This window comes from Hymenobacter negativus (genome assembly GCF_016056375.1).
GTDB lineage: Bacteria > Bacteroidota > Bacteroidia > Cytophagales > Hymenobacteraceae > Hymenobacter > Hymenobacter negativus_A.
Map to the genome: position 1 here is coordinate 599,159 of NZ_JAEDAE010000001.1, position 13,166 is coordinate 612,324.

At 62.4% G+C, this 13,166-nt stretch carries 13 protein-coding genes; 3 read left to right on the forward strand and 10 right to left on the reverse strand.

What is annotated here, in order from left to right; translation table 11 throughout:
- Window positions 1-90 precede the first annotated feature (90 nt).
- The 8 genes from I7X13_RS02660 to I7X13_RS02690 form a co-directional block, all read right to left on the reverse strand.
- Window positions 91-2,055, reverse strand: a complete 1,965-nt coding sequence (locus I7X13_RS02660; RefSeq protein ID WP_198068223.1) for a KUP/HAK/KT family potassium transporter — start codon at window positions 2,053-2,055, stop codon at window positions 91-93.
- Window positions 2,056-2,172: 117 nt separating this feature from the next.
- Complete coding sequence (locus I7X13_RS02665; RefSeq protein ID WP_198074242.1) at window positions 2,173-2,856, reverse strand: hypothetical protein; 684 nt, start codon at window positions 2,854-2,856, stop codon at window positions 2,173-2,175.
- Window positions 2,857-2,952: 96 nt separating this feature from the next.
- Window positions 2,953-3,582, reverse strand: a complete 630-nt coding sequence (locus I7X13_RS02670) for an FKBP-type peptidyl-prolyl cis-trans isomerase (RefSeq protein WP_198074243.1) — start codon at window positions 3,580-3,582, stop codon at window positions 2,953-2,955.
- 238 nt (window positions 3,583-3,820) lie between these two features.
- Complete coding sequence (locus tag I7X13_RS21725) at window positions 3,821-3,955, reverse strand: hypothetical protein (RefSeq protein WP_262894965.1); 135 nt, start codon at window positions 3,953-3,955, stop codon at window positions 3,821-3,823.
- A gap of 113 nt (window positions 3,956-4,068) precedes the next feature.
- Window positions 4,069-4,632 (reverse strand): pseudouridine synthase, encoded by a 564-nt coding sequence (locus tag I7X13_RS02675; protein ID WP_198074244.1) that lies wholly within the window; start codon window positions 4,630-4,632, stop codon window positions 4,069-4,071.
- 9 nt (window positions 4,633-4,641) lie between these two features.
- Window positions 4,642-5,751, reverse strand: coding sequence for an OmpA family protein (locus tag I7X13_RS02680; RefSeq protein ID WP_198074245.1), 1,110 nt, complete (start codon window positions 5,749-5,751; stop codon window positions 4,642-4,644).
- 78 nt (window positions 5,752-5,829) lie between these two features.
- Entirely contained in the window at window positions 5,830-6,312 is a 483-nt protein-coding gene (locus I7X13_RS02685; RefSeq protein ID WP_317191515.1) for a DUF1572 family protein, read from the reverse strand.
- Between the two features lie 141 nt (window positions 6,313-6,453).
- Entirely contained in the window at window positions 6,454-7,326 is an 873-nt protein-coding gene (locus I7X13_RS02690) for an aldo/keto reductase (protein WP_198074246.1), read from the reverse strand.
- Between the two features lie 109 nt (window positions 7,327-7,435).
- Here I7X13_RS02690 and I7X13_RS02695 point away from each other — a divergent pair, with 109 nt between their 5' ends.
- Window positions 7,436-8,524 carry an adenylate/guanylate cyclase domain-containing protein gene (locus I7X13_RS02695; protein ID WP_198074247.1) on the forward strand — a complete coding sequence of 363 codons (1,089 nt, stop codon included), beginning with the start codon at window positions 7,436-7,438 and terminating at the stop codon, window positions 8,522-8,524.
- 72 nt (window positions 8,525-8,596) lie between these two features.
- Complete coding sequence (locus I7X13_RS02700) at window positions 8,597-9,034, forward strand: hypothetical protein (RefSeq protein ID WP_198068230.1); 438 nt, start codon at window positions 8,597-8,599, stop codon at window positions 9,032-9,034.
- Window positions 9,035-9,173: 139 nt separating this feature from the next.
- Here the strand turns inward: I7X13_RS02700 and I7X13_RS02705 are convergent, their stop codons facing one another.
- A complete protein-coding gene (locus I7X13_RS02705; protein ID WP_198074248.1) occupies window positions 9,174-11,111 on the reverse strand; it encodes an acyl-CoA synthetase in 1,938 nt (645 codons plus the stop codon).
- 215 nt (window positions 11,112-11,326) lie between these two features.
- Between I7X13_RS02705 and I7X13_RS02710 the strand changes: the two genes are divergently transcribed.
- Entirely contained in the window at window positions 11,327-12,238 is a 912-nt protein-coding gene (locus tag I7X13_RS02710; protein ID WP_198074249.1) for an outer membrane beta-barrel protein, read from the forward strand.
- A 205-nt stretch (window positions 12,239-12,443) separates the two neighbouring features.
- Here the strand turns inward: I7X13_RS02710 and I7X13_RS02715 are convergent, their stop codons facing one another.
- Window positions 12,444-13,118: a hypothetical protein gene (locus tag I7X13_RS02715; protein ID WP_198074250.1), complete on the reverse strand. Its 675-nt coding sequence runs from the start codon at window positions 13,116-13,118 to the stop codon at window positions 12,444-12,446.
- Window positions 13,119-13,166: the final 48 nt, after the last annotated feature.

The window sequence follows — 13,166 nt, forward strand, 5'->3', positions numbered from 1 at the left end:
CGGTTAACTCGTATTCATAATTGACAAAAGAAACGGCCCCGTGCATTCGCGCGGGGCCGTTTCTTTTGTCAATAAACTGGAATTAGGATATTACTTAATCCGCTTCAGGGCCACTTCACGCACAGGCGCAATTACCAGCGGCACCTTTTCTACCTTCACCGAGGAAGTGTCGAGGCCAAAGTATTGGTCCTCAGAGGCGATGAACTGGCGAATGTAGAAGTAGGCCTGCATCACCAGCTTCTCCACGGTGGGGAAGTCGTTCTCGATGCTGAGGAATTTTTCTAGCACCACAAAGCGGAAATCGCCGGTGACGTGCTGCTTGCTGAGCGACTCGTAGCGCGAGGTGATGTCCACTTCCTTGTTGCGCACCAGGTCCTCAATCACCTTGCGGAAGTAGAGGTTGATGCGCTGCTGCACCCGGAAGCCCAGCCGGAAATTGATGCGAAACACGTCGTCCTTGGCTACTTCGGTCACTTTATACTCCATCGTGTAGGGCTCATCAGTGGTATCGACGTGGATAAACCAGTAGATATCCGCCCGCTTGGGCCGCTTCTGGAAGATGGAGTAGATGATTTTCTGCTCGATTTCGGTGCTGCGCTCGGCCGAGGTCAGGAACACAAGGTGGGTCGAGTATTTCGGGATGGAATCGTCGTCGCTGAGCTGCTTGAGGGCATCTACGTAAGGCTCCAGGCGCACAAATTCGGTGAGGCGGCGCTTGATGTAGAAGGCCTTGAGCCACACGTACATTACAGCTACGAGCGTGCCACCGATGGCCAGCGATACCCAGCCGCCGTGCGGAAACTTAATCATGTTGGCAATCAGGAACGAGCCTTCGATGATGCCATACACCACCGCGAACAGGATGATGAGGGGCAAGGCCACCTTTTTCATCTTCAGCCACATGGTGAGCAGCACGGTGGTCATCAGCATGGTCAGGGTGATGGCCAGGCCGTAGGCGGCTTCCATGTTCGTCGATTCGCGGAAATACAGCACCACGCCAATGCAGCCCAACAGCAGCAGCCGGTTCATGCTGGGCACAAAGAGCTGGCCCTTCACGTCGGTGGGGTAGTTAAGCTTCACTTTGGGCCACATATTCAGGCGGATAGCCTCGGCCACCAGCGTAAATGAACCCGTGATGAGGGCCTGCGAAGCAATGATGGCCGCAATGGTGGCCACGCTGATGCCAATGAGCAGGAACCACTGCGGCATGAGCGCATAAAACGGATTTTTGCCGTTCAGCATCTGGCCTTGGTGGGCCAGCAGCCAGGCGCCCTGGCCCAGGTAGTTGAGCAAGAGCGTGGTTTTTACAAAAGTCCAGCTGATGCGGATGTTGCCTTTGCCGCAATGGCCCAGGTCCGAATACAGCGCTTCGGCCCCGGTGGTGCACAGAAACACCGAACCCAGCAGCCAGAAACCGCCCGGGTAGCGCACCAGCAGGTCATAGGCGTAGTACGGGTTGATGGCTTTCAGAATCACCGGGTTCTGAATAATCCAGCTGGTGCCCAGCACGCCCAGCATGGTGAACCACAGGAACATAATTGGCCCAAATGCTTTGCCCACAATCTGAGTGCCAAAGCTTTGCAGCAAAAATAGCCCCGCAATGATGCCAATAACAATGTAAACGACAATGTCCTGCGTGAGCGTTGGAAATACGTTTTTAAGCCCTTCCACGGCCGACGACACCGAGATGGGCGGTGTAATGACGCCATCGGCCAGCAGCGCCGAGCCACCGATGATGGCCACGGCCGAAAGCCAGGTGCCGCGCCGCCGCACCAGCGCATAAAGCGAGAAAATGCCACCTTCGCCGTTGTTGTCCGCATTTAGCGTCAGTAGCACGTACTTCACGGTGGTTTGCAGCGTCAGCGTCCAGATAACGCAGGAAATGCCGCCCAGTACTAGGTGCGCGTCAATCAGGTCGGGCACCCGGCCGCTTTTCAGAATGGACGACATCACGTAGAGCGGCGAGGTCCCAATGTCGCCGTAAATGATGCCCAGGGCAATCAGCAACCCCGCCCCGGAAATGGCGGTGTGCGAATGTTTCGTGTCGGAACTCATAGGGGGTAAAGGTCAGGTATCGGAGGGAGGCTGGGCTATAATTGCTTTACGGGGCGCGAAGGTAGCATACGCGCCCCGGCCAAAAGCCTTACGGCAGCACGCCCCGAAAGGAGGAGGTTAGCCGGGAAAATCATTTCCCGCGTTGGGCTGGTTCAGCTGGTCGGCGGCGGCCTGAGCATCGGCAGCGGCCTGGGCCGCCTGGCGGGTGGCTTCATCAGCGGCGGCCAGCAGGGCGGCGGCCTGGCGGGCATCGTAGTCGTGCACGCGGAAGATGCGCCGGTTCAGCTCGGCGGTTAGGCGCTGCCAGGGTGCGGTATCACCGGGCAGGGCAAAGTTGACTACTTCGCGGCCCAGGCGGTGCAGGCGCAGGCGGTTGGTGCCGCGGTGCCCGTAGGCCAGCAGCAGGGCCGTGGCCACCATGCCCAGCATGGCCGGGCCGGTGCGCAGCTGGTTTTGTAGGAAGGCAATCATGACAAAGGTCAGGCCCAGGCCGCCCAGCAAATACCACAGTATCCACTTCACGGGCGTGATTTCGGCCCGTTCCAGCTCGCGCAGCGAAAACTGCCGGCCCCGTACCGTCACGCTGCTATCCGTGAGAATGACGCGACCGTCGGCAGACCGTTCCTCGGGCAGGGGCGGCAACTCCGGCAGCGGCTCGGGGGGCGGGGCGGGCTGGTAGTGCGGGGCGGTTGGCGTGGGCGCTGCTTCCGCACCGGGCATAGGCAGCAAAGAGGCCCCGGAAGGTTGTTCCGGGGCCACGTTGGGCGGGTCAGCGGGGGGCTGAGCTTCGAAGGGGTTCATGGTCTTGGAAACAGCCGGAATGGTGCTGGTGGGGCGGCTCCAGGTAGGGGCCGCCGTGCGGGTAGCGGCGGGGGCGTACCCCGCCGCTACGTTCGCTCAGTTGTTCACTTTCAGCAGCTCCACGTCGAAAATCAACGCGGTGTCGCCGGGGATGTCGCGGCCCGCGCCGCGCTTGCCGTAGGCCAGGTCGGAGGGGATGTAGAGGCGGTATTTCGAGCCTTCGGGCATCAGCTGCAGGGCTTCGGTCCAGCCGGCAATCACACCGTTTACGGGGAAGGTGGCGGGCTGGCCGCGCTGGTAGCTGCTGTCGAACACGGTGCCGTTAATCAGGGTGCCGTGGTAATGCGTGGTTACCGACGAGCGCAGGGTGGGCTTGGGGCCGGTGCCCTGCGTGATTACCTCGTATTGCAGGCCGCTGGGCAGGGTGGTGACGCCGGGTTTCTTGGCGTTTTCGGCGAGGAAGGCTTCGCCTTCGGCTTTGTTGTTTTTCATGGATTCGGGGTCTTGGTTATTGTCTTCGTCGGCACCGCCCATTTGCTCCTGCAGTTGCTGCATGGCGGCCTGCATCTGCTCCTGGGTGAGGCGGCTGGGGAGGCCCTGCAGGCCTTCTTTCAACGCGCCGGCCAGGGTATCAATGTCCAGTTCGAGGCCCTGCTGGGCAAAATTGCGGGCCAGGTCGCGGCCAATGATGTAGCTCACCTGAGCTTGGTGGGAATCAAGGTTCATAAAACCAGGAGGGGGATTGGTGAAGCTGCCACGGCTGCGGCCACGAGGGCCGCCACCGCCAGCCGGTGAAAAAAGTGTTGAACGGGTTACGCCGTTGCAGGGCCAAGGTTCCAAAAGCCGCGCCGAACCGTCCGGCCCCGCCGCATTGGCCGGTGCGCTAACCAAAAAGCCCGGCTAATAGGCCGGGCTTTTTGCGGTAATAACGCGGATAGAACGCTGCGTAACGATAAAATAGGGCTTAGCAGTAGTGGTGCTGGTCGTCGTCGCCATCGAAGAAAAACGTCAGGTCCAGGTCGGCCAGTTTGGCAGCCAGGTAGGTCACGCCGCCCAGCAGCAGCAACGAGGAAACCGAGAAAGCAGTGGTTTTTTTCATATTGGATAGGGCATAAGGCTAGTGTCGAATGCTGGGGCAAAGATACGACACACGCTGTTAAATGTTATGCATGCAGCATAAAATAATGGTTTGATAATGGCAAGCCCCGCACCCTACAAACCGAAATCCGGCACTTCTACCACAGCTCCGGGAGCTAAGTCGCCGAGCCAGATAGCGCCCACCCGCACCCGAAACAGCCGCAGCGTGGGGAAGCCCACGGCGGCCGTCATCTTGCGAATCTGGCGGAATTTGCCTTCGGTGAGGGTGATGCTGACCCAGGAGGTGGGGCCGTGCCGGTCGTCGCGGATTTTGCGGGTGCGCGGGGCGAAGGCCGGGGCGGGGTCGAGGCGGCGGGCGACGCAGGGGCTGGTCAGGAATTTCTCGCCATGAATGCCGATTTCGACCCCGGCCTGCATGTGGTTTAACGCCGCTTCGGTCATCAGGCCGTCAACCTGTGCGTAGTATTCCTTTTCGACCTTTTGGCTGCGCACGTACTCGCTCATCCGGCCGTCGGTGGTGAGCAGGAGCAGTCCTTCGCTGTCCTCGTCGAGCCGGCCGATGGCCATGATGCCTTCCGGGAAATCGTGGAATTCGCCCAGCTTTTTCTTCTTGGCTTCGCCCACAAACTGGCTGAGGTAGCCGTAGGGCTTATGGATAAGAAAGTGGCGGTGGGGCATGCGGATGGCTTATTTTATTTCCTCAACCTCCACGCGCCGGTTGCGGGCGTCGGGCGAGGGGTGGAGCGGGCGCGAGTCGCCGTAGCCGATGGTACTGAGGCGCTCGGGCGCGATGCCGGCTTTCACCAGGTAGGCTTTCACCGCTTCGGCGCGTTGCTCGGAGAGAAGCTGGTTCTTGTCGGGCTCGCCTATTTTGTCGGTGTAGCCGGCAATGCGCAGGCGCAAGGTAGGACGGGCTTTGAGCTCGGTGGCCAGCTGGTCGAGGGCCGGGGCGGCGGTGGGCATCAGCTCGGGCGTGCCCAGCTGGAAAAGCACCGTGGGCAGCACCACCGGGCCCGGCGCGGCGGGCAGAATGGGGGCGGCCGTGGCCGGTGCTTTGGCAACAGAGTCGGCCGGGGGCGTGGGTGGCAGCGGGGGCGAGGGGGCCGGAGCCGGTTTGGCCCCGCTCACCTGAATGGTGATGGGCACCACGGGGCTTTGCTCCGTTGGGTAATAGGCCTGCTTGAGGTAGAAGGTGGTGGTTTTGCTGAGCTTGGTGCGGTAGGTGTTGCCGGCAGCCAGGGGCTGCTGCAATTCGGCATCGGCGTACCAGAGCACGTTGCGGCCCGACACGCGGATGGTGCTTTCGGTGCCAGCCGGCACGGTGGCCGGCGATTTCAGCTTGACGCGGTAGAAGATGAAGGTGCCCACGCTGCAGTCGCCCACGGGGCGGTAGGTGGCGTGGCCGGTCAGTTTTTCCAGGGCGGGGTCGTAGGTGAAGGTGATGGCGCCGTCGCACCAGTAGCTGGTGAGGCTGCGGCCGGTTTCGTTCAGCTTGCTTTGGTGGGTGAGGCGCAGGCCGGTGGCGCTGCCGCTGCCCCGCATCTGGAAGGTGACTGAAACGCCGGGGTTGCCGCCCACTTCCTGGTACAGCACCCCAAACACGTCGGTGCCCTTGCTTTTCTGCAGGCGCAGCACGGCGGGCCAGTACCCGTTGGGTTTTCCCGTTTCCGATTCAACACCCTGCCATACGCCCGTCAGGGATTGGGCCGATGCCGGGGCGGCGAGCAGTAACGCCCCCAGGCCATACCAAAAGCTGCGTTTCATGCGCTCAGCTAAGCTCAGAAGTTGGGTTGACATTTCACACCGAAAAGACGCGCCGGGCAGCCCGAAAGTTGCCCGGCGCGAACCTAAATGCTGCGTTCAGCCCTGCCCCGGCTACGCTTGGCTACCGGCATCCAGCAAGCGTCGGTGGTAGTTTACTTGGCCCAAATGGTAGCCCAGATGCGTGGCCAGATGAATCAGAAAATACTCGGTGGAAGTCTTGTTCTCCAACACCTGCAACGGGTATTCGGCGGGCAGGGCGCTGGCGGGCAGCCGGCTCAGGGCCTGGTCGACCTCGGCCCGGGTTTTTTCGATTTGCCGAATCAGCTCGGGCCGGGGAATATTCTTTTGGGAAAACTCGCCGTCTCTATCCCGAGTGTACGCCACGCCACCCAGCTCCGCGCTGATGTAGGTGGTCAGGTTGCCCACCAGGTGCAGGCACAGGTTGCCCGCCGAATTGGCGATGCCTTGTTCGACGTGCCAGATGCGGTGCTCGTCTTCATATAGCTCGATTTCCTGTTGCAGGCGGTTCAGGTCGCGGGCGAAAATCTGGCGGAGGGTGTCGAGTAGCATGGTTTCGGAGGATAATTCAGGCATAAAGCTAAGTAAACCGAAAACGCAATGCCGAGTGCAGTCGAAGCATCTTTACCGTGCAAGTAATCTATTTACTCGTGCGGTAGAAACGCTTCGACTGCGCTCAGCATGACATCATTTTATGATAATAAAACCCCTGCACGGTTACCCCAGGTACGCCATGTCCTCTGCGCTCAGCTTGATATCGGCCGCTTTCATGTTTTCCTCAAAATGCGCCAGCGACGACGTGCCTGGAATGGGCAGAATCCAGCGCGACTTGTGCAGCAGCCAAGCAATATTGAGCTGGGCTTCGGTGGCGTGGTGCTTACGGGCTATTTCGGCCAGCTTGTTGCCCGCGTTGGGCAGGCCGTGCACCAGTGAGAAGAACGGAATGAGCGGAATGCCGTGTTGCTCGCAGAGAGGTAGCACTTCCTCGCCGCCCCGGGTTTCGCCGTAGGGGGCGCTTAGGCTGGTGCGCTGGGCGTAGCCGTACATGTTCTCGACGGTGGCAATTTCGCCCAGCTTCAGGCCGGCTTCCAGCTCCGCGCGGTTCACGTTGCTCAGGCCCACGTGCAGGATTTTGCCTTCTTTCTGCATTTCAAACATGGCCCCGAGCTGCTCATCAAGCGGCACCGCGCCGTGGCCCATCAGCCGTAGGTGCACGAGCTGAATCTGCTCGCGCTGCAGGGTGCGCAGGTTGTTGTCGATGGCGGTGCGCAGATTTTCGGGGGTGTTGAAGGCCACCCAGCTTTTGTCGGGCTTGCGGGTGGCGCCCACTTTGGTGCAGATAACGAGGTCGGCCGGGTAGGGGTGCAGGGCCTCCACAATGAGGCGGTTGGTCACGTCCTCGCCGTAGTAGTCGGCCGTGTCGAGGAAGTTGACGCCCGATTCAACGGCTTTCCTGAGGATGGCCAGCGCCTGCGGGCGGTCGGCGGGCTCGCCCCAGATTTCGGGGCCGGTAAGGCGCATGGTGCCGTAGCCAAGACGGTTGACGGTGAGCGGCTGCGCGGAGTTTTGGGCGATGGTGATGGTGGACATGAGGGGGGTTATGGGGTTCGATAACCAGAAGACGGTTTGGGGGCAGGGATGTTTGACCAATCCCAAAACGGAGTCTTGGAAAGCACAATTCCTGCGTAATTCGCACTCTATGAAATCAACGTCCTCGCCCTGGCGGCGGCCCCTGCAGCGGTTCTACTGGCATTCGGTGCTGGCGCTCACGCTGTTTTTTGTGCTGGGCACGCTGCTGCTCGTGCTGCTGGTGCGCGGCACGCTTTCGGGCCTCGATGTGCGGCTGGCGCTGGAGGTGGGCGGGCCGGTGGGCCTGCTGGTGGCCGCGCTCGAAGTGTACGTGTACCCCCAGTTGTTTGCGCGGGTGCGGCTGGCGGCGCGGCTGGGCCTGGGCATGCTGTTTTACCTGGCCGGGTTCTGGCTGCTGCTCTTTCTCATCCGCCGCATCTTCGGCAATGCCGTCGACAACACCCTGCTGGCTGCCCTCGATGCCGAGGGGTTTCAGAGCTGGCGCGCCCTGGCCATTCGGCCCGAGGGCAAGGCCTTTGTGCGCCTGCTCACGGGCTACGGCATTCTAAGTTTGTTCACCTCCCTGCTTTATCAGCTTAGTAATAAAATAGGCCGCCCCGCGCTGCTGCGCCTGTTTCTGGGCCGCTACCACCACCCGGTGGCCGAGCAGCGCATCTTCCTGTTTGTCGATGTGAAGGGCTCCACCGCGCTGGCTGAGGAATTGGGCAACGAGCAGTACAGCCACCTCATCCGCGACTTTTTCTTCGACATGGGTGCGCCCATCGTGGCCCATCGGGGCGAAATTTATCAGTATGTGGGCGATGAAGTGGTTGTGACCTGGGAGTGGCGGCCCGGCATTGAGCAGGCCCGCTGCGTGCGCTGCTTCTTTGCCATGCAGGAGGCTATTGACCGCCGCCGCGACTATTACTTGCGCACTTACGGGGCCGTGCCCGCCTTCAAAGCCGGGCTGCACGGCGGCCCGGTGATGGCCACCCAGGTGGGTGCGGTAAAAACCGAGCTGGTTTTTCACGGCGACGTGCTGAATACCACCGCCCGCATCGAGGCCCAGTGCAACGCCCTGCACAGCCGCCTGCTGCTCTCGGCGGCACTCTACGAGGCGCTGCCGCACCCGCCCGAATTTCGATTCGAGGCGCTGGGTGCGTTTCCGCTGCGGGGCAAGGCCGGCACCGTGGCGCTGTACTCAGCCGAAATAGCGTGAATAGTTTGTGGCCGGCTACCTGTTATTTTCGTCTTTGCGCCACTTGGCACCGATTTCCTGAACGAAGCTTTTATGTCTATCTATTCCGATGATTTTGCGGAGCCCGATGCAAGCTCGGTTGTCCGAAGTGGTGCGGCACCGGTGGCGGCCGAAAACACTCGCCGCCCCAGCCTCACCGGCGCCTTGACCAGCACCGCCACCAAGCTGCTGCCCTTGGTAGCCTTGCTCGATTCCATTCAGCCGTCCGTGAGCAAAGAGTCAGTGTTCCGCATCCGGCGCAAGAAAATCAAGCAGCACTTCACCGAAGTATATGCCGAGCTGCACGCCGAGCGCCCGCGCCGCGAAGCCCTGGTTCACGCCTTTCAGGCGCTAGCCGAGCTGGTGCAGGAAGAAACCCGCGACATCAGCAAAGACGAGCTGAAGCAGGCGGCCAAGGAAGTGGTGCTGGCCACGCTGCAGAATGCGCCGGCGCTCATCAACATCGCGCACCAGGCCCGTCTGCTGGCGTGAAGGGACGATAAAAAGCAGCCCGTCATGCCGAGCGCCGCGAAGCATCTTTACCGCTCAACGCAATCCAATCGAATCGATTAGCTGCACGGTAATAATGCTTCGCGGCGCTCGGCATGACGGCTTTTTTGCCCATGACGTTCTACCCCGCCCGCTGCACGTCATACGGCACGGCCATGCCCAGCAGGGCCTGCGCAATAGCTTCGTCCGAAGCCGTGCCGCTCATTGAAATTTCTGCCACCAGCCCGCGCTGCTTGTCGTCGCGCACGCTGATGGAATCCACGGTCAGCTCTGGCACCACGGCCAGGTGGCGATGATACACCCGGCTGATTTCCTGCTTGGTCAGTGCAGGCTTGAAAATTTTGCCAATGGCCGTAAGCGGCAGCTCGGTGGCCGTGTACACTTGCTTGGGCCAAGCGGCGCGTTCGGGAATATTGGCCTCGGCGAAGGCGCGTAGCTCGCCCTCGGTGGCCTCCTGGCCGGGGTGCAGCGTCACGTAGGCCACGGGCAGCTCGCCGGCATGGGCATCGGGGCTGCCGATGGCGGCCGCCAGGGCCACAGCAGGGTGGGTCATCAGGGCATCCTCGATGACTTTGGGGTCGATGTTGTGGCCGCCCCGGATGATGAGCTCCTTCTTGCGGCCCGTGATGTAGAAGCCGCCCTGCGCGTCCATCCGGCCCAGGTCGCCGGTGTTATAGTAGGGGCCCTGGCCATCGCCGGTGTCCACCCAAATGCCTTTGTTGTGCTCGGGCTGCAGGTAGCCGTGGAAAATGTTGCTGCCCCGCACCACCAGCACGCCGCTTTCCTCGGCTTCGGCGAAGCGCAGGAAGTCGCCGGTTTGCTCATCGAGAATAACAATCCGCACGTCCTGGTAGGGCACACGCAGGCCGATGCTGCCTGGCATGGGCGGCCCCGCCAGCGGCCCCACCACGCTGATGCAGCTGCCCTCGGTGAAGCCGTAGCCCTCCACCAGCCGCAGCCCGGTGCGCTGCTCGAAGGCCCGTAGCAGCTCCACCGGCAGCGGCGCGGCCCCGCAGATGGCGTAGCGCAGCGAACTCAGGTCGTGCCCTTCCACCGGCAACGTGAGCAGGCGGCTGAAAATGGTGGGCACCCCGCTGAACAGCGACAGGCGGTAGTGCGCCACCAGCTTCCAGAAATTATCGAGAATGCCCGGCCCGCGGTAGCCCGCCGGGCTGCCCAGCACCACCGTGTGGCCCAGCAGCCACGGCACGCTGCCCGTCACCACCACCCCGTTCACGTGAAACAGCGGCAGCCCGCAGAAGAACACCAGCCGTTCGGGCGCGGCCTCGCCGCCCAGCAGCTGCGAGGCGGCAAACGTGGTGCTCGTAATATTATAGTGCGTGAGCGGCGCGATTTTGGGCGTGCCCGTAGTGCCGCCGGTGTGGAAGTAGCAGGCCACATCGGCCGAAGCAATTTGCCGGCCCGACACCAGGCGGTTGCCGCGCTGGCGGCGGCTGGCCTGCGCAAAATCCACCACCCGGATGCCTGGCAGCGCGGGCTTGGGCTGCGTCAGCCGCAGGGCCCCCACCAGCAGCCGCTGCATGCGGGGCAAATACTCCAGCAAATCCACGGTCACGACAGTGCGCAGCGTGGGCACCAGCGGCGCCACGGCCTGCACCTTCTGCCAGATGTCGGTTTTTGGAAACGCCCGCAGCGTGACCAGCACCTTAGTACCGGCCGCGTTCAGGATTTCGGCAATCTGGGCCGGTTCCAGCAGCGGGTTCAGCGGGTTGACGATGCCGGCGGCCTGCCCGCCCCAGAGCGTGAAGTGCGTTTCGGGCAGGTTGGGCAGCAGGTACGACACCACGTCGGTGGCGCCCACGCCCAACTCGTGCAGCATGTTGGCCGTTTGGTAGCAGCGCTGCACCAGCTGCGCGTAGGTGAAGTCGACCGACTCGGTGGGCCGCTCGCCGCTGAACACGAAGCGCAGGGCCAGCGCCGCGGGGTTGCGGTCGCGGCCGCGCTCCAGCAGGGCCAGGGTGTGGGCGGGCACCGGCTGGGCAGCCAGCGGCGTTTGCTCAATGGTCAGAATGTCGTCGAGGTTGCGGTAGCCCGGCATAGGAAGCAAGTAGGGGAAGCGGCCGCGAAGGCCGCAGGGATGAGGTTCTCCTTCAAAAGTAGGCAGGAAGTAGCCCGAGCGCACCTGGCCTTAGCCCGGAGCGGGGCTATGGCTGCGCCCGGCGCGCACCAGTGCGGGCCCGCCAGGACGGAAACCGCACCTTACCTTCACCGAAATCATTGTTGCTTCACCTTTTTTAAAAACTGCTCATTTTAATGACTTTCCGCTTCCTTTCCCTTACCACCGTGGCCGCGCTGCTGGCCACCGCGCCTGCTGCCCGGGCGCAGACCACCTTCAGCCTGGGCCTGCGCGCCGGGGCCAACTTGGCCAACCGCGCCGGCGACGACCCTACGTATTTGGCCAACACCGGCAGCAACAGCGGTACGGCTACCATCGTCGTCAATACCCAGCAGAGCTACAATCGCCAGGCCATCATCGCCCCGCAGTTTGGCGCGGTGCTCGACGTGAACTTTGGCAAGCTGGCCCTGCAGCCGGCGGTGTTGTTCTCCCAAAAAGGGGTAGAGCAAACCCTCGACGCCACCACCACCACCACTTACTCCTTCGGTAGCAATGTCTTCAACCGCAGCACCTTTACCGAGAAGCTGCACAGCACCAGCCGCGCCAACTACCTCGAAATCCCTGTCAACTTGGTGTATACCACCGGCGGCGACCACGGCTTCCAAGTGTTTGCCGGGCCGTATGTGGCCTTCGGCCTGGGCGGGCGCACCGAGATAGAAAACCAGGGCAACACCACCAGCACTAACGGTAGCGGCGGCAGTAGCAGCACCAACAACTACTATAGCTACGGCAACACCTTCTTCATCTACCGCGACACCTATCCCGGTGGCCCGGTCACTAACTCGGGCACGGGTACCAGCGGCACCACCAACCCCGCTCCTTACGACGCCAACAGCGGCGCCATCGTGGCCCGCCGCTTCGATGCCGGCCTCAATGCCGGCATCGGCTACCGCTTCCGGGCCGTGCAGGTGCAGCTAGGCTACGGCCTGGGCCTTGTGAACCAGCAAACCGGCAAGGCCCCCGCCTTCAGCACCGAGCCCACGGCCTACTGCCAGCGGGTGGCCCAACTCACGGCCACCTATTTCTTCAAGGCCGGCAGCGCCTTGTAAACAGTTCGCGCGCCGTCGGTCCTGCGCGGGCACTTGTGGTCCAACAACGCGTCCGGTTTCCGCAAGGGCCGGACGCGTTGTTGGACCACAAGTGCCCAATGGCAATATGGCCCGGTTTCGGCTGCCGCTGGCCGCCATCGGCGTGTGTTTCGGCTACGCGCTTATGCTCGCGCCAGTCCCTAAACCGTTCTGTCTGGCATCGTCTCTACTGGGCTGTAGGGTCCTCAAACACCAACCAGTTCGACTGCCGGTTGGTGTCGGTACGCCGGTGGCCCAGCTTCACCACCTGGGTGCCGGCCCGGTACCAGCCCTCGTCCCAGCCGCCCATGTCCAGGTTGATGGCATTGAGCGCGCCCAACTCCAGCAGGTCGGCCGCGAATTGCTGCATCGTGAGGTCGTCGGCTTGGCTTTCCACCACCGCAAACCGATGGTTTGGTAGTTCCGTCAGTGCCCGGCGCTGGAAAAAGCTGCCGCCAGGCCCCCTCACATTCCGGCCCCGAAACACCAGCAGCTCCTGCAATAGCAGCGTGCCGTGCTGCCGTTGCACCCGCGCCAGTTCCGCGCCGGGCGGCGACTGCCCTCTGGGAATCAGGGAAATACGCAGCGAGTCGCCGGTAATTGTCAGCGCCCCATCCAGAAAGCCCACCGTGGCTTTAGGCTGCACGGCGCGGCCCGGGCTCACCAGCAAATCCAGCGGCTCGCTGCTGTCCAAATCGGTGTAAGCAGCGGCCACGCTCAGCTGCACGCGCGGGCCGGCCGCTTCGGGCCGGCGGGTTAAGACCCGGATATGCAGCGCTTGCGGATAAAAAATCGAGTACTGCCGGCCGCTGGCCGTGGTTTTGCCTTCCAGGCGCACAGCCGGTGCCTGGCAGCTACTCACGAGAAGCCCGGCTAGTATGCAAGTCAGTAAGACAATCTTTGATGGAGG